General features: G+C 65.9%; 17 protein-coding genes and 2 tRNA genes. 11 read left to right on the top strand and 8 right to left on the bottom strand.

The features are described 5' to 3' along the window. Positions 1-107: 107 nt before the first annotated feature. From aroQ to accC, 3 genes are all read left to right on the top strand, one after another. Entirely contained in the window at positions 108-560 is a 453-nt protein-coding gene (gene aroQ / locus AR323_RS08875; protein ID WP_057883584.1) for a type II 3-dehydroquinate dehydratase, read from the top strand. 68 nt (positions 561-628) lie between these two features. Then, positions 629-1,114: an acetyl-CoA carboxylase biotin carboxyl carrier protein gene (gene accB / locus AR323_RS08870; RefSeq protein WP_057883583.1), complete on the top strand. Its 486-nt coding sequence runs from the start codon at positions 629-631 to the stop codon at positions 1,112-1,114. Between the two features lie 7 nt (positions 1,115-1,121). Next, positions 1,122-2,468 (top strand): acetyl-CoA carboxylase biotin carboxylase subunit, encoded by a 1,347-nt coding sequence (gene accC, locus AR323_RS08865; protein ID WP_057883582.1) that lies wholly within the window; start codon positions 1,122-1,124, stop codon positions 2,466-2,468. Positions 2,469-2,540: 72 nt separating this feature from the next. Here accC and AR323_RS08860 read toward each other — a convergent pair whose 3' ends face one another. Together AR323_RS08860 and AR323_RS08855 are read right to left on the bottom strand one after the other, a co-directional pair. Beyond that, positions 2,541-2,912 carry a hypothetical protein gene (locus tag AR323_RS08860; protein ID WP_057883581.1) on the bottom strand — a complete coding sequence of 124 codons (372 nt, stop codon included), beginning with the start codon at positions 2,910-2,912 and terminating at the stop codon, positions 2,541-2,543. A gap of 5 nt (positions 2,913-2,917) precedes the next feature. Then, entirely contained in the window at positions 2,918-3,382 is a 465-nt protein-coding gene (locus tag AR323_RS08855; protein ID WP_057883580.1) for an Lrp/AsnC family transcriptional regulator, read from the bottom strand. A 211-nt stretch (positions 3,383-3,593) separates the two neighbouring features. Here AR323_RS08855 and AR323_RS08850 point away from each other — a divergent pair, with 211 nt between their 5' ends. From AR323_RS08850 to AR323_RS08835, 4 genes are all read left to right on the top strand, one after another. Next, positions 3,594-5,291 (top strand): sensor histidine kinase, encoded by a 1,698-nt coding sequence (locus AR323_RS08850; RefSeq protein WP_083495350.1) that lies wholly within the window; start codon positions 3,594-3,596, stop codon positions 5,289-5,291. A 40-nt stretch (positions 5,292-5,331) separates the two neighbouring features. Continuing rightward, the gene (locus tag AR323_RS08845) at positions 5,332-6,330 is read left to right on the top strand and encodes a polysaccharide deacetylase family protein (protein WP_057883578.1); all 999 of its coding nucleotides are present in this window, start codon (positions 5,332-5,334) and stop codon (positions 6,328-6,330) included. A gap of 68 nt (positions 6,331-6,398) precedes the next feature. Further along, positions 6,399-6,474: transfer RNA gene (locus AR323_RS08840), tRNA-Ile, on the top strand. 19 nt (positions 6,475-6,493) lie between these two features. After that, positions 6,494-6,570: transfer RNA gene (locus AR323_RS08835), tRNA-Pro, on the top strand. Between the two features lie 66 nt (positions 6,571-6,636). On the opposite strand, the gene AR323_RS08830 is transcribed toward AR323_RS08835, so the two are convergent. After that, a complete protein-coding gene (locus AR323_RS08830) occupies positions 6,637-8,379 on the bottom strand; it encodes a DEAD/DEAH box helicase (RefSeq protein WP_057883577.1) in 1,743 nt (580 codons plus the stop codon). Between the two features lie 150 nt (positions 8,380-8,529). Between AR323_RS08830 and ettA the strand changes: the two genes are divergently transcribed. Continuing rightward, a complete protein-coding gene (gene ettA / locus AR323_RS08825; RefSeq protein ID WP_057883576.1) occupies positions 8,530-10,203 on the top strand; it encodes an energy-dependent translational throttle protein EttA in 1,674 nt (557 codons plus the stop codon). A gap of 10 nt (positions 10,204-10,213) precedes the next feature. On the opposite strand, the gene AR323_RS08820 is transcribed toward ettA, so the two are convergent. After that, positions 10,214-11,425: a vanadium-dependent haloperoxidase gene (locus tag AR323_RS08820; RefSeq protein ID WP_057883575.1), complete on the bottom strand. Its 1,212-nt coding sequence runs from the start codon at positions 11,423-11,425 to the stop codon at positions 10,214-10,216. 121 nt (positions 11,426-11,546) lie between these two features. After that, positions 11,547-11,939: a winged helix-turn-helix transcriptional regulator gene (locus tag AR323_RS08815; RefSeq protein ID WP_057883574.1), complete on the bottom strand. Its 393-nt coding sequence runs from the start codon at positions 11,937-11,939 to the stop codon at positions 11,547-11,549. A gap of 100 nt (positions 11,940-12,039) precedes the next feature. Between AR323_RS08815 and AR323_RS08810 the strand changes: the two genes are divergently transcribed. Both AR323_RS08810 and AR323_RS14410 read left to right on the top strand, forming a co-directional pair. Then, complete coding sequence (locus tag AR323_RS08810) at positions 12,040-12,618, top strand: FMN-dependent NADH-azoreductase (RefSeq protein ID WP_057883573.1); 579 nt, start codon at positions 12,040-12,042, stop codon at positions 12,616-12,618. Positions 12,619-12,943: 325 nt separating this feature from the next. Beyond that, the gene (locus AR323_RS14410; RefSeq protein ID WP_083495321.1) at positions 12,944-13,960 is read left to right on the top strand and encodes an RcnB family protein; all 1,017 of its coding nucleotides are present in this window, start codon (positions 12,944-12,946) and stop codon (positions 13,958-13,960) included. Positions 13,961-14,057: 97 nt separating this feature from the next. Here AR323_RS14410 and AR323_RS08800 read toward each other — a convergent pair whose 3' ends face one another. Further along, positions 14,058-14,645, bottom strand: coding sequence for a cytochrome b (locus tag AR323_RS08800; protein WP_235510512.1), 588 nt, complete (start codon positions 14,643-14,645; stop codon positions 14,058-14,060). Between the two features lie 48 nt (positions 14,646-14,693). On the opposite strand from AR323_RS08800, the gene AR323_RS08795 reads away from it, so the two are divergent. Further along, positions 14,694-15,362, top strand: a complete 669-nt coding sequence (locus AR323_RS08795; protein ID WP_057883572.1) for a prolyl hydroxylase family protein — start codon at positions 14,694-14,696, stop codon at positions 15,360-15,362. Between the two features lie 4 nt (positions 15,363-15,366). On the opposite strand, the gene AR323_RS08790 is transcribed toward AR323_RS08795, so the two are convergent. Both AR323_RS08790 and AR323_RS08785 read right to left on the bottom strand, forming a co-directional pair. Next, complete coding sequence (locus AR323_RS08790; protein WP_057883571.1) at positions 15,367-15,915, bottom strand: DUF1003 domain-containing protein; 549 nt, start codon at positions 15,913-15,915, stop codon at positions 15,367-15,369. Then, positions 15,912-17,516 (bottom strand): lysine--tRNA ligase, encoded by a 1,605-nt coding sequence (locus tag AR323_RS08785; RefSeq protein ID WP_057883570.1) that lies wholly within the window; start codon positions 17,514-17,516, stop codon positions 15,912-15,914. The genes AR323_RS08790 and AR323_RS08785 overlap by 4 nt, the downstream gene beginning before the upstream one ends. Between the last annotated feature and the right edge of the window lie 271 nt (positions 17,517-17,787).

The raw sequence follows: 17,787 nt of genomic DNA, 5'->3' as shown, positions 1-17,787 counted from the left end.
GGTTATATCATCAATCGGTGAGCGACAGTCGTGTTCCGGGGTCCGACCACGGGATGGTGCGCTTTCGCACGCTTCCCCGGCGTGCGAGCACCCGCTAAGCGGAACGCATGGCATCGAACCCCAAACCATCGAACGTCGTCATGGTCCTCAACGGCCCCAACCTGAACCTGCTCGGCACACGCGAACCGGAAATCTACGGGTCGGCCACGCTCGACGATATAGCCGGAATGCTGGAGGACAGGGCGCGCGAGCTCGGTCTGGAAGTCGACGTGCGCCAGTCCAACCACGAGGGGCACCTGATCGACTGGCTGCACGAGGCGAACGCCGATGGGGCGCGGGCCGTGCTGCTCAACGCGGGCGCCTATACCCATACGTCGATCGCGCTCCTCGACGCGATCAAGGCGATCGCCGTTCCCGTGATCGAGGTCCACCTGTCGGATCCCACCAACCGCGAACCGTTCCGACATATATCTTATGTCGGCATGGCGGCAGCGGACGAGGTCAAGGGCCTCGGCCCGCAAAGCTACGTCGTCGCGCTGGAAAAGGCCGCGCTGCTCTAGCGTCACATACTTGCCAGCGCCGGACGAGCCGCGCATAGGCACCCGCCTGACATTACAAAGGGCACACAATGGCCGATACCAAGGGCGCTGCCGGGCGCAGCTCGGGCATGAACGTCGATACCAAGCTGGTACGCGAACTCGCCGAACTGCTTGCCGAAACCGGGCTGACCGAAATCGAGGTTGAAGACGGCGACCGCAAGGTTCGCGTGGCGCGCGGCGGCGTAACGATGTCTGCGCCGATGGCGATGGCGCCGGCGGCTCCTGCCGCCGCGGCGCCGTCCGCTGCGGCCCCGGTTGCTGCCGAGCCTTCCGCCGACGTCGCCGGCGCGCTGAAGTCGCCGATGGTCGGCACCGTCTATCTAACCCCCGAACCCGGCGCCGCGCCGTTCGTGAAAGTCGGCGACACGGTGAGCCAGGGCGATACCCTTTTGATTATTGAAGCGATGAAGGTCATGAACCCGATCGCCGCCGACAAGGCGGGTACGATCAGGGCGATCCTCGTCGAGACCGCCCAGCCGGTCGAGTTCGACCAGCCGCTCGTCGTGATCGGCTGATCCGCGCATGGCCATCCAGCGAATACTGATCGCCAACCGCGGCGAGATCGCGCTGCGCATCCATCGCGCCGCGCACGAAATGGGTATCGAGACGGTCGCGGTGCACTCGACCGCCGATGCCGACGCAATGCACGTGCGGCTGGCCGACCACGCGGTGTGCATCGGCCCGCCCAGCGCCACCGACAGCTATCTCAATGTCGCCGCGATCATCTCAGCGGCGGAAATCTCGCACGCCGACGCGATCCATCCGGGTTACGGCTTCCTGTCCGAGAACGCCAAGTTCGCCGAGATCGTCGAGGCGCACGACATCGTCTGGATCGGCCCCAAGCCCGAGCACATCGTGACGATGGGCGACAAGGTCGAGGCCAAGCGCACCGCCGGCAAGCTCGGCCTGCCGCTGGTGCCCGGCAGCGACGGAGCGGTGAGCGAGATCGGCGAGGCGAAGAAGATCGCCGCTGAAATCGGCTATCCCGTCATCATCAAGGCGGCCAGCGGCGGCGGTGGCCGCGGCATGAAGGTGTGCGAGAGCGAGGACACGCTCGAAACCCTGATGAGCCAGGCCGGCAGCGAGGCGAAGGCGGCGTTCGGGGACGCGACGGTCTATATCGAGAAATACCTCGGCAACCCGCGGCACATCGAATTCCAGATCTTCGGCGACGGCAACGGCAACGCGGTGCACCTGGGCGAACGCGACTGCTCGCTGCAGCGGCGCCACCAGAAGGTGCTGGAAGAAGCGCCCTCGCCCGTCATAACCCACGAAGACCGCATGCGGATGGGCGGCATCTGCGCTCGCGCGATGGCCGATATGGGCTATCGCGGCGCGGGGACGATCGAGTTCCTGTGGGAGAACGGCGAGTTCTACTTCATCGAGATGAACACCCGCCTGCAGGTCGAGCATCCGGTGACCGAGGCGATCACCGGGGTCGACCTGGTGCGCGAGCAGATCCGCATCGCCGATGGCAAGCCGCTGTCGGTCACGCAGGACGAGATCCGCTTCACCGGCCATGCGATCGAATGCCGCATCAACGCGGAAGATCCGTGGACCTTCGCCCCCTCACCGGGTCTCGTGACGGCCTACCACGCGGCGGGCGGAATGCACGTGCGCGTCGATTCAGGCCTCTATGCCGGATACAGGATCCCGCCGTACTACGATTCTATGATCGCGAAGCTGATCGTCTATGGCCGCACACGCGAAGGATGCATCATGCGTCTGCGCCGCGCGCTCGAAGAAATGGTGATCGAAGGGGTCAAGACCGGCATCCCGCTCCATCGCGAACTGCTCCACCAGCCGGACGTGCTGAGCGGCGACTATTCGATCAAGTGGCTTGAGGAGTGGCTGAAGGAGCGCGGCTGAGCCGAATGCGGAGATTTCGCGTTCCGACCGTCTCCTTTCGGGCTCGTTCCCGGAGCCTTTGCCACCAGTCTCTCACCCGGATTTGATTTTCGCCCTGGCGGCCCGGCGCCTTGTCTCGCCGCGCGCCCACAGGCGAAGGCGGACCATCCACACGGTATGCACTGTCGTGAAGACCGTCGCGCCGATGATCGCTGCCGGCAGAAGCGGTCGGCCCGGATAGGTCACGACCCACGCGGTCACTGCCACCAGGCCCGCGAAAAGCCACACGAAGAACCAAAGGCTCTCGCGACGCGAGGTCAGCTCGATCGGGCGGGGCCATGATTGACGCCAGAAAGGCAGCTTCGTCAATCGTTTGGGCAGGACTTGGTCTGTCCACCAAGTATGCGCCGCCTGGATTGCGAGCGCACCGATCATCACCGCCATCGACGCTGCCCAATCGGGCATTGCAGTCACTCCAGCGGGACGCCAGGCTCGTGCTTGGCGGTGCGGATCGTCAGCGAAGTCTTCACGCTGTCGACGTTGGGTGCCGGGGTCAGCTTGCTGGTCAGGAATTCCTGGAAGCTCTGCAGGTCCTGGCTGACGATCTTGAGGATGAAGTCGATCTCGCCGTTGAGCATGTGGCACTCGCGCACTTCGGGAAGCGCCTTCATGTGATCCTCGAACTCGCGCAGCGCCGATTCGGCCTGGCTCTTCAGGCTCACCATTGCGAACACGGTGATCGCGAAACCCAGCTTCGACGGGTCGAGGTCCGCATGATAACCGCGGATAACGCCTTCTTCCTCGAGTGAGCGAACGCGGCGAAGGCAGGGCGGCGCGGTCAATCCGACCCGGCTGGCGAGTTCGACGTTGGTTACACGCCCCTCGGCCTGCAATTCAGCCAGCAATTTCCGGTCGATATCGTCTAAATTGGCCATTACCGCGCCCCCGGACCGTGCCACACCCGGCCTCTGTCCGGGCAATTAAGGCGACGCCGAGTCGCGCCGCCGGATAATTTTATTGTTCCTGCCAGCAATTGTCCCGCTTTGCAACGCGGCCCCGTTACCCCGTGTGCGATGCTTTCGCGCGTGGTAGCACACCATCCCGGTGGTTGTTCGTTCGGCGCCGGATCGCCACAACTGGAGCAGCATGCACTTCGACGATCGCCTCGCCACGGTACTGCGCCATCGCGCTTCCGGCGAACGGTCTGCGCGCACCCAGTTTCGCCAGTTGCTCGACCTGCTCGGCCACCGTCGGCAGGGCCGCGACGAGAACTTGATGGCGGCAGCATGGATTCGGCTGGCCGCGCTAGGCGAAGCGCTGCCGGCAGCCGAGCGCGCCGCGATGCTTCGCGAGCCGGGCCAGCGCTTTCGCAACCCGGAACTCGCGCTTCACCTCGCCGAAGACGAGCCGGAAGTGGCCTCTGCCGCGCTGAGCGTGGCCCAGCTAACGGTCGAGGACTGGGAAGCGGTGATCCCGCGCCTACCGATCCGCGCCAGGGGCTTCTTGCGCTTGCGGCGCGACCTTCCCATGCAGACGCAGGACCTGCTCGAACGACTGGGCATCCGCGATCGCGGCCTTCCCCGACCCGATGGCGATGCAGCAGCGCCGGCTGTGGATCGGGAGACAGCCACGCCGCCTGTCGGTCCTCCCGCCCGCCCCGTTCCGGCAAACGATCTTGCGGATGACGAAGTGGCGGCGCCGCTCCAGGCGGCGGACGACAGCGCCATCGGCGCTCTCGTCAAGCGGATCGAGGCCTTCCGCAAGCACCGCGCCGCTCACCCCGGACAGCGCGACGACGATCCCATGCTCCCTCTTGGCGAGCGCGGCGAAGGCGGCGTCGTCCGGATCGAAGGGTTCGCCTTCAGCACGGATGCGCAGGGCCGGATCGAATGGGCCGAACCGCGCGTCGCGCCGATGGTTGTCGGAGCATTGCTGCAGCCGGCTGCAGGCGACGCGTACCGACAGCAGCCCATCGCATCCCACCGTACGCAATTGGACGGTGCTCCAGCAATCGCGGGCGACTGGGTGATCGATGCGGCTCCGCGCTTCGGCGAACTGGGCGGACAGTTCATCGGCTACGCCGGTCGGTTTCGCCGCCCACCGCTGGCGAGCGAAAACCTTGGCGCGCCCGATCGTGCGAGCGACCGGATGCGGCAGTTGCTGCACGAACTGAAGACGCCGGTAAACGCGATCCAGGGGTTTGCCGAAGTCATCCAGCAGCAGCTCTTCGGGCCGACACCGCACGAATATCGCGCGCTAGCCGCCACGATCGCCGGGGATGCCGCGCGCATTCTGGCAGGGTTCGACGAACTCGATCGGCTCGCTCGGCTGGAAAGCGGCGCGCTGGTGCCCGAAACGGGCGACGCGGACTGGGCAGGCGTCGTGTGTCAGCTCGCCGACCAGCTCGGCGAGGTGCTGCGTCCGCGCGGCGCGCGCCTCGTCGTGCTCGGTTCCACCGAACCGACGCAGGTGCCGCTTTCCACGCATGACGCCGAGATTCTCGGCTGGCGCCTGCTGGCGACTCTGACCGGAGCGACCGCCGCCGGCGAAGAGATTGCCCTGACGCTCGATCACGCGAGCGGCCCGGTGCGGCTCGTCGCCGCCCTGCCCGCGTCGCTGGCGCAGGCCGACGACATCTTTGCCGTAGACACCCGCGCCGGGGGCGGAGCGGTGAGTGCGGGAATGTTCGGGGCAGGCTTCGCCCTGCGCCTCGCGCGTGCGGAAGCCAAGGCGCTCGGCGGCGACCTGGTGCGCGATGCGGGCAGCCTGGTCCTCACTCTGCCCCGCTTGACCGCAAGCAACCGCGATCCTAGCCCGCGCGAGGCCGACGTCGCACACGGTTAGTCCTGTTCGAAATGGGTGCCGCAGCAGCAAGGGTTTCGAGATGGACCGGCCGATCACCGAACCGCCGCCGCCCGGGCGCACCGCTCGTTTCGCTCCGGATTTCGGTCAGCGCGTTCTGCTGACGGTCGACACCGAAGAAGAGTTCGACTGGTCGGGTCCGTTCTCCCGTGATGGGCACGGCCTTGCGCACCTGCCCGCGATCGCGCGCTTCCAGGAGTTCTGCGACGATCGCGGCGTCTCGCCGGTCTATCTGGTGGACTGGCCGATCGTTAACGATCCCGGAGCGGTCGAGATCATCGGGGCTGCCGTGCGCGATGGCCGGGCCGAAGTGGGAATCCAGCTCCACCCGTGGGTCAACCCGCCGTTCGAGGAAGAAGTATCGGTCCGCAACAGCTTCGCCGGTAACCTCCCCCCGCTTCTCGAGCGCGCCAAGTTCCTGCTCCTTCGCGACAGGATCGCCGAAGCGTTCGGTGTGGCGCCCATGATCTACCGCGCGGGACGCTATGGACTGGGGTCCGAAACCGCACGCTTGCTGCGTGATGCCGGGGTGGCGATCGACAGTTCGGTGCGTGCCAACTACGATTATACCGCGGGGCACGGGCCCGATTACACCCGCCACCCGCTCCAACCCTACTGGGTGGACGAAGAGCGGTCCTTGCTCGAACTTCCGCTCACCACCGTGCATCACGGCCTGCTGCGAAAACAGGGCCGCGCGATCCAGCGCCTGGCCGCCGGAATTCCGCGGCTGACGGGTCTGTTATCGCGGCTCGGGCTGCTCGAACGGATTGCCCTGACGCCCGAAGGCGTGTCGGCCAGGGAGGCGATCAAGGGCATCGATATGGCCATCGACGACGGGCTGCCCGTGCTGGTGCTCAGCTTCCACAGCCCCTCGCTGGCGGTAGGCCACACGCCGTACGTCCGCGACGAGGCGGGCCTGGATCGGCTCTACGGCTGGTTCGACCGCGTGTACGATTATCTCGAGATGCGCGGGATCGAACCCACCTCGGTGAAGGACATCATTGCAGCCACCGGGCGATGAGCCGCTTGCCAGCCTGCAATACCATAGCTACCGAGCGCGGCACCGGCCGGGGCCTTTCGGTTTCGGAAGGGCCTGTAGCTCAGCGGTTAGAGCTGGCCGCTCATAACGGCTAGGTCGCGGGTTCGAATCCTGCCGGGCCCACCACCGGCCGGCCGATCAGGGTCGGGGAGTAGCGCAGCCCGGTAGCGCGCCTGCTTTGGGAGCAGGATGTCGCAGGTTCGAATCCTGTCTCCCCGACCAATCGGTCCCCCGCCCGGGCGGGCGCGAGACCCTCGTTCCGAACGAAAAGACCGACGAAGCCACGAGCTACCGCGGCTTGGGGCCCTTGCGATGCGGCTTCTTGTGCCAGGGCTTCTTGCCTTCACCGCCGGCGGACTGGACGGGACGCGGGCGCGTATCGTTGCCGGTGCGGCTCTGGCGGTTCTGGCGGGCGGTATCGCGCGGCGTCTCGGGTGAGACTTCGATGGCGACGTCGCCGCCATCCTCGCTGCCCGCCGTGCGCTGGACAGCCGAAACGAACCGATCGGCGATCGCACGCGGTATCTGGAAGTGGGTTTCGTTGGCGGCGATGCGGATCGCACCGACTTCGTTGCGGGTGATGTGCCCGCGGCGGCAGAGCAGCGGCAGGATCCAGCGCGGGTCTGCATTCTGGCGTCGGCCCACGTCCATCCGGAACCACACCACGTCGTCGAACCCGGCGCGGTGCCGCTGCTGCTGGTCGGCCTGACGCGCTTCGGGGGTGTTCTCGGTCAGCTCTTCCACCGCCGGCATCGCGGCGCGGTGCGAGCGGACGAGCGCTGCGGCGATATCCTCCGGGCTGCGCTGGCCGAGCAATTCGGCGGCGAGCGCGCGGTCCTCGTCGTCGAATTCGGCGGGGGCGAGCAGCGCATCGAGCAGCCGCTGGCGATCGTTGATGCGGATCGCCTCGGCGGTCGGGGCGGAAATCCACTCGGCCTCGATCCGCGCGCCGCGCAGCATCGATTCGACCCGGCGGCGGCGGTTGTAGGGCACGATGAGCACGGCGGTGCCCTTCTTGCCCGCGCGGCCCGTGCGACCCGAACGGTGCTGCAGCGTTTCCGCATCGCGCGGCAGCTCGACGTGGACGACGAGGCTCAGCGTCGGAAGATCGATCCCGCGCGCCGCGACGTCGGTCGCAACGCAAACCCGGACGCGCCGGTCGCGCAGGGCCTGGAGCGCCTGGTTGCGTTCCGATTGCGAATGCTCGCCCGACAACGAGACAACCGCGAAGCCGCGTTCCTGCAGGATGGCGTGCAACCGGCGCACGTTCTCGCGCGTGGCGCAGAACAGCATCGCGGTTTCGGCTTCGTGGAAGCGCAGCAGGTTGACCACCGCGTGGCCGATCTCGGCCGGGCCGACAGTGACCGCCTGGTAGGTGATGTCGCCGTGTCCGCGATCGTCGCCCACGGTCGAGATGCGCAGCGCATCGCGCTGGTAGCGCTTGGCGAGTTGGGCGATGGCGGGCGGCATCGTGGCCGAGAACAGCAACGTGCGGCGCGTATCGGGCGTGCCGTCGAGGATTTCCTCGAGGTCCTCGCGAAAGCCCATGTCGAGCATCTCGTCCGCCTCGTCGAGCACGACGGCGCGCAGGGCGGTGAGGTCGAGGGCGCCGCGTTCGAGGTGGTCGCGCAGGCGCCCGGGGGTGCCGACGACGACCTGCGGACCATCGCGCAGGGCGCGGCGTTCCTTGGACGGGTCCATCCCGCCCACGCACGTCGCCACGCGCACGCCCGCCGCGCCGTAGAGCCAGACCAATTCCCGGCTGACCTGCAGCGCCAGCTCGCGGGTCGGCGCGATCACCAGCGCCAGCGGCTGGCCGCCGGGGACCGCGGTGCCTTCGGAGGTGAGCAGCTCGCTCGCCATGGCGAGGCCGAAGGCGACGGTCTTGCCCGATCCGGTCTGCGCGGAGACGACCATGTCGCGTCCCTCGGCCTCGGGCGCGATGACGGCGGCCTGCACCGGAGTGGGTTCGAGATAGCCGCGCGCGGTCAGGGCGCCGGCGAGGACGGGAGGGAGGCTGGAATAGGGCATGGCGCGCCCCCTAGTCGCATTCGAGCCGACTTGCACGCGCAATGAAGGGGGTGGCCGCGTGCGGCCCCGCATCCGGCTTGCCCCGCGCCGCTCCAGCCCCTATCTGCGCGCCAATTCCAGACACTTCCCGGACACCCGAAGGACCGACCGATGGCCGCCCAGTACGCATACGTCATGAAGGACATGACGAAGACCTTCCCCGGCGCGAACAAGCCGGTGCTCAGCAACATCAACCTGCAGTTCTACCAGGGCGCCAAGATCGGCATCGTGGGTCCGAACGGCGCGGGCAAGTCGACGCTGATCAAGATCATGGCCGGGATCGACAAGGATTTCACGGGCGAAGCGTGGCCGGGCGAGAACATCACCGTTGGCTATCTCGAGCAGGAACCCGAGCTCGATCCGACCAAGACCGTGCTCGAAAACGTCAAGGATGGCGCGCGCGAGACCGCCAACATGGTAGAGCGGTTCAACCAGATCGGCATGGAGATGGGCGAGGACGGCGCCGACTTCGACGCACTGGGCGCCGAGATGGCCGAACTGCAGGACAAGATCGACGCGGTGGACGGCTGGACGCTCGACAACCAGCTCGAAGTCGCGATGGAAGCCCTGCGCTGCCCGCCGGGCGACATGGGCGTGCAGAGCCTGTCGGGCGGCGAGAAGCGCCGCGTCGCGCTGACCCGGCTGCTGATCCAGAAGCCCGGCATCCTGCTGCTCGACGAACCGACCAACCACCTCGACGCCGAAAGCGTCCAGTGGCTCGAAAACCACCTCAAGGAATATGCCGGCGCGGTGCTGATGATCACCCACGACCGCTATTTCCTCGACAACGTGGTGGGCTGGATCCTCGAACTCGATCGCGGCTCGTACTATCCGTACGAGGGCAACTATTCGACCTACCTCGAAAAGAAGGCCAAGCGGATGGAGCAGGAAAGCCGCGAGGAAAGCGGCAAGTCCAAGGCTCTGCAGCGCGAGCTCGAATGGATCCGGCAGACCCCTGCCGCGCGCCAGACCAAGTCCAAGGCGCGTATCCGCAAGTTCGAGGAACTGCAGAACGCGCAGGACAAGCGCCAGGTCGGCAAGGCCCAGATCGTCATCCAGGTGCCCGAGCGCCTCGGCGGCAAGGTGATCGAGGTAAAGAACATTTCGAAGGCCTACGGCGACAAGTTGCTGTTCGAGGACCTGTCGTTCACCCTGCCCCCAGGCGGCATCGTCGGCGTGATCGGCCCCAACGGCGCGGGCAAGTCCACGCTGTTCAAGATCATCACCGGCAAGGAACAGCCGGACAGCGGCACGGTCGAGATCGGATCGACAGTCCACCTCGGTTACGTCGACCAGAGCCGCGATCACCTCGATCCGAAGAACAACGTCTGGGCCGAGATTTCGGACGGCCTCGATTACATGAAGGTCAACGGCCAGGACATGAGCACGCGCGCATATGTGGGCGCGTTCAACTTCAAGGGCGCGGACCAGCAGAAGAACGTCGGCAAGCTGTCGGGCGGTGAGCGCAACCGCGTCCACATGGCCAAGATGCTGAAGCAGGGTGGCAACGTGCTGCTGCTCGACGAACCGACCAACGACCTCGACGTCGAAACGCTCGGCGCGCTGGAAGAAGCGATCGAGAACTTCGCCGGCTGCGCCGTGGTCATCAGCCACGACCGCTTCTTCCTCGACCGTCTCGCCACCCACATCCTCGCCTTCGAGGGCGATAGCCACGTCGAATGGTTCGAAGGCAACTTCGAAGCCTACGAGGAAGACAAGCGCCGCCGCCTGGGCGACGCGGCGGATCGGCCGACGCGGGTGAGCTACAAAAAGCTAACCCGATAACCTGTCGCAGCTACAGCGGTAGAGCGAAGCGCTCCATCGCGTAGCGGGCGACATTGCGGCCGAGTTCGTCGCTTATGTCGTTGGTCGCCCGGAAGTGGACGCCCGCAAGTATCCGCGAATAAGATACCTCGCGCGCATAAGTTGCCAGGTCGGGGACGGTTATCCGGACTGCGGGCATGCGTTCCGTGGTGAAGGCGTAGCCGGCAGGTGGAACGCCTTCAGCGGATAGTATTGTCGAGCTGAGGCTGGCGAACATGCAGTGTCCGCAGGGATATTCCGGTTGATTGGGCGTGCTCAACAGCGGAACCCATGACGCGTCCATCTCGGTCGCGTCGTTCCCGTCCTGATCGGCCGTCCGTATCGCGTTGATCGGTCGCCAAAACATGTGGTGCATTTTGCCTTCAGCCATGACGAGGGTGAGGTCATCGGCCGCCATCGAGAACAGGGCATACATGCGCGCGTTCTGGACGATGCTGCGCCCTGGCTGGCTGGCTATCTGGCGCAGCACGGGATCGAATTCGTAGAACGCCCAGAACCGCGCCTTGAGCGTCTCGGCCGGCGTGCGCTCCTTGCTCTCACGCGCGCCCTTGCGCTTCACCTCGTCGAACGAAGCGGCCCATGCCGCGCTGTCGAGCGCAACCGGGTCGGCGATGCGGAACTGGTCGATGCTCTTCAGGAACCAGGGTTTGCCGGCGGACATCTCGGGCGGAAACGGCACGTTGCTGGGTGCCCAGCGCCCGGCGGGACCCGTCGGTCGGTAGTACGACATCTTTGCCTTGTCGTCCCAGCCGCCTCGTTCGAGCGCTGCCTTGGCGGTCGCCTTTCCGAGTGCGATCCCGTCTTCTCTCGCCCGACCTTCCGGAACCCGGTCGAGCGCGAGCGTCAGGGCATCATCGAAGTCCTTGGTCTTGCCGGGATAGAGCGAACTAAGGACCGCGTGGGCGGCGGACGCCACTGCCGCGTCGACCGAGGTTCCCGCGCGAACCGGTTTGATTCCGAGATACGACGCGTATCTGGGGTCGGCCGCATTCGCAGCCTCGAACATAGCGAGCGAAAGGCGGCCGAATGCCGCCATGCTTGCCGGGTCGTACGGAGCCGAAGGATTGTCCTGCGCCCTGTCGGCCATCGTTTGCAATTCGGCCCAGTCGCTGACGACATCGGCCTTCGCCGGTATGCTCGTTACCGCAAGCGCGACCGCGCTCGCGAGGATCGCAAGTTTCATGCCCTTCCCCCCTCAAGGTGAACACCGAAACGACCCGCGATTATTCTGGTTCAGCGAAGTTTGCACAGATTCGCTCAAGCGTAAAGAACGCTCCAAAGCCTGGGTTTCGTGCGCGCCAGCGCTAAGCGGCTTCTCCCAACGCGCCATCATACGCCGCCCTGTTCGCATGGATCTGCGGCAGGTGAGCAAAGGTCCAGTCGGCCAGCGCCATCACCGGTACGGCGAGCGAGTGGCCGAGGTCCGTCAGCGCGTATTCGACCGACGGGGGGACGGTATGGTGCACGGTGCGGGCGACCATGCCGTCGCGCTCCAGCGTGCGCAGCGTGCGGGTCAGCATCTGTTGGCTGATGCCGCCCACTTCGCGCTTCAGTTCGTTGAAGCGGCACCCACGGCCCCGGGGCTTCGCCTCAAGCGCCTTGACGATCAGCACAGTCCACTTGTCGCCGACGCGGCTGAGCAGTTCGCTCACCGCGCGGCAGTCCGGGTCGGCGTGGGGGTGAGGGGTATCAGTCATATCCGTGTGACCTGGTCAGGAAAATTTGCGTTCTTGCAGGTAGTAAGTGGTCACTTATCTGGTGCTGGTCAAGATTTGTGACCACTCACCAGGAGCCACCATGAACATCCTTCACCTCGATTCCAGCATCACCGGCGACAACTCCGCGAGCCGCGCGCTCAGCGCCGCGATCGTGCGCGAGTTGACCGATGCGGACCCGGCTGCGGCCGTGACCTACCGCGATCTCGTTGCCGATCCGCTCGACCACCTGACCCTTCCCGGCTTCGGCACGCCCCAGTCCGCCGAGGTTCTGGCGGAGTTCAAGGCGGCGGACGTCGTCGTGATCGGCGCGCCGATGTACAACTTTACGATTCCCTCGCAGCTCAAGGCGTGGATCGACCGCGTGCTGATCGCGGGCGAAACGTTCCGCTATACCGACACCGGGTCCGAGGGGCTTGCGGGCGGCAAGAAGGTGATCGTCGCGCTGGCGCGAGGTGGCCTATATGGACACGGCACCGCCCAGCGCGGGATCGAGCACGCCGAACGCTACCTGACCGACGCCCTTGCCTTCATCGGCATCACCGTCCCGCAGTTCGTGATCGCGGAAGGGCTGGCGCTGGGCGACGAACCGCGCGCCGCGGCGCTCGAAGCGGCACACCGCGCCGTGCGCGAGATTGGCGCCGCCTGCCCGGTCGCCTGACCTCGCTAGTCTTTCCTACAAGGGTGCGGCGGTGGCATTGTGCATTCATGGCCAACCACCGCACCCCATTCGTCGTTTCCGGCCGCACGGCCTCGCAAGGCGACACCCCCCGCTCACAAGGCGACACCAATGCATCGCAAAGTGACGTCGCGTCCTCACAAGGTGACGGCACCAGGCCCAAGGCGACACAAAGTCCTCTGGACAGTGTGACAAGTGTGACATGCCCTCAGCCCATTCAGACTTGCGACAGCCAACCTGAACTAGTTGGCGAGTCGTTAAACACGATCCGCAGGTGGTGGGGCGGTTCTTGGACGGAGTGCGCCCAATGAATTTGAAGTCCATCCTGCGCGCATGCGGGGCGTCGGCACTGGTCGCCGCAGCCACGCTTGGCGCAATATCCGCGCCGGTTGCTGCGCAGGAGCGCCGCGACGGTACCGACCGCAGCGAAGCTCGCCAGCAGGCGCGCGAGGCGCGGCAGACCATGCGGGCCCAGCGCCAGCAGGCCGCGCCGCAACAGCGTCAACAAGCCGCGCCACAGCAACGCCAGCAGCGTACCTATCAGGCGCCGCCGGTTCAGGCCCAAGCCCGTGCCCAGGCGCCGACCCGCAGCGGTCGGGAGTGGAATCGCGGCGACAACCGCAGCGCGACCGGGGCCGAACGCCAGGGCCGCGAATGGAACCAGCGCGGCAATACCAGCAACGACTGGGGCCAGGCGCGCGCCGCCCGTGCCCAGGCCGAAGCGCAGCAGGCGCAGGCACAAGCGCGTGCGCAGGCCGCCGCTCGTCAGACTTCTTCGCGAGACTGGAGCCGCGATCGCGACCGTTCGTCCGGCACCAACACGTGGGAGCGCAATCGCAGCTATGGCGATACCTCGCGCAACCGCACCTACCGCGACGGTTATCGCGACGGTCGGACGGTCGATAACAGGCAGGATCGGCGCCAGACCCAGAACGCCTATCGCAGCGGATATCGCGACGGGGTGCGCACCGACAACTATCGCGACGGCCAGCGCCGCTATTCGGGCGACTATCGTCGGTGGAGCAACGACTGGCGCCGGGACAATCGCTACAACTGGTACCAGTATCGCAGTTCCAACCGGAACCTCTACCGGCTGGGTCGCTACTACGCGCCCTACAGCAATTATCGCTATAGCCGGCTGAGCATCGGCTTCCGCCTTGGCAGCGTGTTCTTCGGTAGCCGCTACTGGATCAACGACGCGTGGCAGTATCGCCTGCCGGAAGCTTACGGCCCCTATCGCTGGGTGCGGTACTACGACGATGCGTTGCTGGTAGATATCTACAGCGGCGAAGTGGTCGACGTGATCTACGACTTCTTCTGGTGAGGTTGTCCGGGCGGGATTGAGTGGCCTGCCCGAACGATCCGACCGGAGAAATGGACCCCCGCCGGCCCTGTGCCGACGGGGGTCCTGTTTCGTTGGCTCAGGCCTTCGGCGTGCCGAAAGGCAGGATACGCCACAGGTTGCCATCCTTGTCGAAGAACGTGTGCTTCAGCGCTCCGGCAACATGGAGCGCGATCAGGATCAGCAGGAAATTGGCCCCGAGCGCGTGCGCATCGAAGATCGCGCCGCCGAGCGCGTCGTTGCTTCCCGTCGGCAGGTTGGGGATCGTGAACAGGCCGAAGAAGTCGACCGGCCTGCCCACCAGCGAACTTGCCAGCCAACCGCCGAGCGGGAGCCCGATCAACAGCACGTAGAAGATCGTGTGCGTGACCCGCGCAAGCGTCTTTTCCCAGGGCCTTAGCGTATCGGCCAATGCCGGCGGCTTGTGCGACAATCGCCAGCCTAGCCGGGCCAGCGTCAGCCCAAGGATCAGCATCCCCCACGCCTTGTGATAACCCATGACCTCGCCCCGCAAAGGTCCGTCGAGGCCTTCTGCCGCCTCGACGATCTGCCAGTTCATGATCACCAGAATGGCGATCACCCAGTGGAGCAGCATCGCCACTCCCGAATAGCGCACGCCCCGCTCACCCCGCATGGTCCGGTCTCCAGCCTGTTTCGCTGCAAGCATTTGTAACGACGGGTTTGCGCGCGGCAAGCGCGTTGCTAGGAAACGCGCATGGCAACGACCGACATGATTCCGGACAAGGATGCCCTCCGCCGCGTGGGCGAAACCGTGCGCAGCCGCCTTTCGAGCGACCCGCGTGTGTACAAGGTGCCGACCGACAAGGCCGAAATCTTCGCGATCGGGGATTTCCTCAGTCCGTCGGAGTGCGAGCGGCTCATCCGGATGACCGACACGGTCGCGCGGCCCAGTTCGCTCTACGACCAGGACTACGCGACCGGGTTTCGCACGTCGTATTCCGGCGACCTGTCTCCGCACGAGCCGCTGGTCATGGCGGTCAGCCGCCGGATCGACGACCTGCTCGGGATGAGTGCGATCTGCGGCGAGGCGATCCAGGCGCAGCGCTATTTTCCCGGCCAGCAGTTCAAGCCGCACAACGACTGGTTCTACACCGATCAGGATTACTGGAAGGGCGAGCGCAAGCGCGGCGGGCAGCGGTCGTGGACCGCGATGGCGTTCCTCAACAAGGTCGACAAGGGCGGCGAAACGCACTTCGTCGAAGTCGGCGCCAAGATCGAGCCCAAGCCCGGCGTCCTCCTCGTCTGGAATAACGCCATGCCCGACGGTTCGCCCAACGAGAACACCCTCCATGCCGGTACGCCGGTAATCGAGGGCGTGAAGTACGTGCTGACGAAGTGGTACCGCACCCGCCGCTGGAAATAGGCGGCTACTTTCCGTCGCGCACCGACTCGACCACCTCTTCGAGCGTTTCTTCCGCGCGCTTCGTCTCGCGGATCGCGAGGTGCATCATCCGGTCGAGCTTGCGCGACAGGCGCACGATTTCGAGCTGGGCGCGCAGGTTCACCTCGTAATCGTGGCGGGCCGCGATGCGGTCCTTCTTGGCTTGCCGGTTCTGGCTCATCAGGATGATCGGCGCCTGGAGCGCGGCCAGCGTCGAGAGCGACAGGTTGAGAAGGATGAAGGGAAACGGATCGAAGCTGACGCCGAAGGCGTGCGAGACGTTGAGCGTCATCCAGACTACCATCATGGCCAGGAACGCGCCGATGAAGGGCCAGCTTCCCCCGACCGCCGCCACCCGGTCGGCCATCCGGTCGCCAAACGTTGCGGCAAGCTGCGCCGCTTCGGCCGCGTCCACTCCGATGAAGGACCCCGCCGCCACGCGACGGATAACGTCCTGCTCTTCCTCGTCCAGCTCGTCGAGTTCGCGCCCCAGAAGCTCGCGCGCCATCCGTTCCGGATCGGCCGGGCGGCTCATCGCTCCAGCGCCTCCGCTATCAGCCGGCGGGTGTTGGTGATGCCGTAGAGCGCGATGAAGCTACCCATGCGCGGTCCCTGCTCGCTGCCGAGGAGGGTGCGGTAGAGCGCCTGGAACCAGTCGCGCAGCGACGCGAAGCCGAACTCCTCGCGCTTGCCGATCTCATAGACCATCGTCTGCAGGTCTTCCGCCGAAGTATCGGGCGCAAGCACGGCAAGCTGTTCGTCCAGAGCGCGCAGCGCCGCCGCCTCGCTTGGCGATGGCTTGGCGTGAACGAGGCCCGGCGCGACGAAATCGCGATTGTAGGCGAGCGCCCTACCGACGAGGATGTCGAGCTCCGGGTGCGCCGCCGGGCTCGCGTCGGGTACGTAATTGCCGAGGTACGACCACACCTGATCGGCGGTCGCCCCTGCCCCGAGAACGCCCACCAGATTGAGCAGCAGCGCAAATGTTACCGGCAGTGTATCGCCCGCTCCCGTACGCTGCGGATCCGTCACGCCGAGCAGGTGCCAGACTGGGTTGCCGAGCTGCTTGTCGATCGCCTGTTCGGCAAGCGCGCCGCGGAACTGCCAGTAATCGTCCACCGCGCGCGGGATGACCCCGGCGTGAAGGCTTTTGGCGCTCTTGGGATTGGGGAAGATGTAGAAGCCGAGGCTCTCCTCGCTGCCGTAGGTCAGCCATTCCTCGATCGTCAGGCCGTTGCCCTTGGACTTCGAAATCTTCTCTCCGTTGGCATCGAGAAACAGTTCGTAGACGAGCCCCTCGGGCTTCCGCCCGCCAAGCACCTGGGCGATCTTGCCCGACTGGATGCCGCTGTCGGTCAGGTCCTTGCCATACATCTCGTAATCGACGCCCAGCGCGACCCAGCGCATCGCCCAGTCGACTTTCCACTGCAGCTTGGACCGGCCGCCCAGCGCGGATTGCTCGACCTGCCGCCCGTCTTCGTCGGTGAAGCGGATCGTGCCCGCGTCCGCGTCGACCACCTCGACCGGAACCTGGAGCACGCGCCCGCTCGAAGGGCTGACCGGCAGAACCGGTGAATAGGTCGCCGCGCGTTCGGCGCGCAGCGTCGGCAGCATGATGTCGAGGATCGCCTGGTAGTTGCGTAGAACGCCGCGCAACGCGTCGTCAAACTTGCCGGCGTTGTACAATTCGCTCGACGAGACGAATTCGTAATCGAACCCAAACCGATCGAGAAATTCGCGGAGCTTGCCGTTGTTGTGGAACGCGAAGCTGGCGTTCGACCCGAACGGGTCGGGAATGCGGCTGAGCGGCATGCCGAGATTGCGCGTCAGCATCTCCTTGTTCGGCACGTTGTCGGGCACCTTGCGCAGGCCGTCCATGTCGTCGCTGAATGCGACCAGCCGGGTCGGGGCGCCGCCCGTCAGCGCCTCGAACGCGCGGCGCACGAACGTGGTGCGCAGGACTTCCTGAAAAGTGCCGATGTGCGGCAGGCCGCTGGGACCGTATCCGGTTTCGAACAGCACCGGCTTCCCATCTGGCCGGCGGCCGTCAGGGTAGCGCTTGAGCAGCTTGCGCGCCTCCTCGAACGGCCAGGCCTTGGAGGTGCGAGCGGCTTCGATCAGGGCATCGTCGGTCATAGTCTGCGCGCAGTCGCCGATGGTGCGGCGCAGCGCAAGTGCCCAACCGCCGATACGCAGGGCGTGTCACGGATTCGGGTGATTTTCCGAAACGCCGCCAATCCGACATTCCCGTTTTCTTTCAACGCGAAAACTCCGATCTGAAACTACCAAGTGTGACTTTCGCGAATCCAACGTTGCCGCTCCCTCCCGAACTTGCACGCAAAGGGTAGGGAGCGAACGGCATGTAGGACAGCGAAAGCACCCGGACAGCTTGCCCTGTGTTCGGCAT

The sequence above is a fragment of the Tsuneonella troitsensis genome (assembly GCF_001441535.1).
GTDB lineage: Bacteria > Pseudomonadota > Alphaproteobacteria > Sphingomonadales > Sphingomonadaceae > Tsuneonella > Tsuneonella troitsensis.
This window is presented reverse-complemented; position numbering and strand designations above follow the sequence as displayed.

Bases quoted from the DNA above. Each gene is read 5' to 3' on its own strand.
- aroQ (WP_057883584.1), top strand. From the start codon at position 108: ATGGCATCGAACCCCAAACCATCGAACGTCGTCATGGTCCTCAACGGC.
- accB (WP_057883583.1), top strand. From the start codon at position 629: ATGGCCGATACCAAGGGCGCTGCCGGGCGCAGCTCGGGCATGAACGTC.
- accC (WP_057883582.1), top strand. From the start codon at position 1,122: ATGGCCATCCAGCGAATACTGATCGCCAACCGCGGCGAGATCGCGCTG.
- AR323_RS08860 (WP_057883581.1), bottom strand. From the start codon at position 2,912: ATGCCCGATTGGGCAGCGTCGATGGCGGTGATGATCGGTGCGCTCGCA.
- AR323_RS08855 (WP_057883580.1), bottom strand. From the start codon at position 3,382: ATGGCCAATTTAGACGATATCGACCGGAAATTGCTGGCTGAATTGCAG.
- AR323_RS08850 (WP_083495350.1), top strand. From the start codon at position 3,594: ATGCACTTCGACGATCGCCTCGCCACGGTACTGCGCCATCGCGCTTCC.
- AR323_RS08845 (WP_057883578.1), top strand. From the start codon at position 5,332: ATGGACCGGCCGATCACCGAACCGCCGCCGCCCGGGCGCACCGCTCGT.
- AR323_RS08830 (WP_057883577.1), bottom strand. From the start codon at position 8,379: ATGCCCTATTCCAGCCTCCCTCCCGTCCTCGCCGGCGCCCTGACCGCG.
- ettA (WP_057883576.1), top strand. From the start codon at position 8,530: ATGGCCGCCCAGTACGCATACGTCATGAAGGACATGACGAAGACCTTC.
- AR323_RS08820 (WP_057883575.1), bottom strand. From the start codon at position 11,425: ATGAAACTTGCGATCCTCGCGAGCGCGGTCGCGCTTGCGGTAACGAGC.
- AR323_RS08815 (WP_057883574.1), bottom strand. From the start codon at position 11,939: ATGACTGATACCCCTCACCCCCACGCCGACCCGGACTGCCGCGCGGTG.
- AR323_RS08810 (WP_057883573.1), top strand. From the start codon at position 12,040: ATGAACATCCTTCACCTCGATTCCAGCATCACCGGCGACAACTCCGCG.
- AR323_RS14410 (WP_083495321.1), top strand. From the start codon at position 12,944: ATGAATTTGAAGTCCATCCTGCGCGCATGCGGGGCGTCGGCACTGGTC.
- AR323_RS08800 (WP_235510512.1), bottom strand. From the start codon at position 14,645: ATGCTTGCAGCGAAACAGGCTGGAGACCGGACCATGCGGGGTGAGCGG.
- AR323_RS08795 (WP_057883572.1), top strand. From the start codon at position 14,694: ATGGCAACGACCGACATGATTCCGGACAAGGATGCCCTCCGCCGCGTG.
- AR323_RS08790 (WP_057883571.1), bottom strand. From the start codon at position 15,915: ATGAGCCGCCCGGCCGATCCGGAACGGATGGCGCGCGAGCTTCTGGGG.
- AR323_RS08785 (WP_057883570.1), bottom strand. From the start codon at position 17,516: ATGACCGACGATGCCCTGATCGAAGCCGCTCGCACCTCCAAGGCCTGG.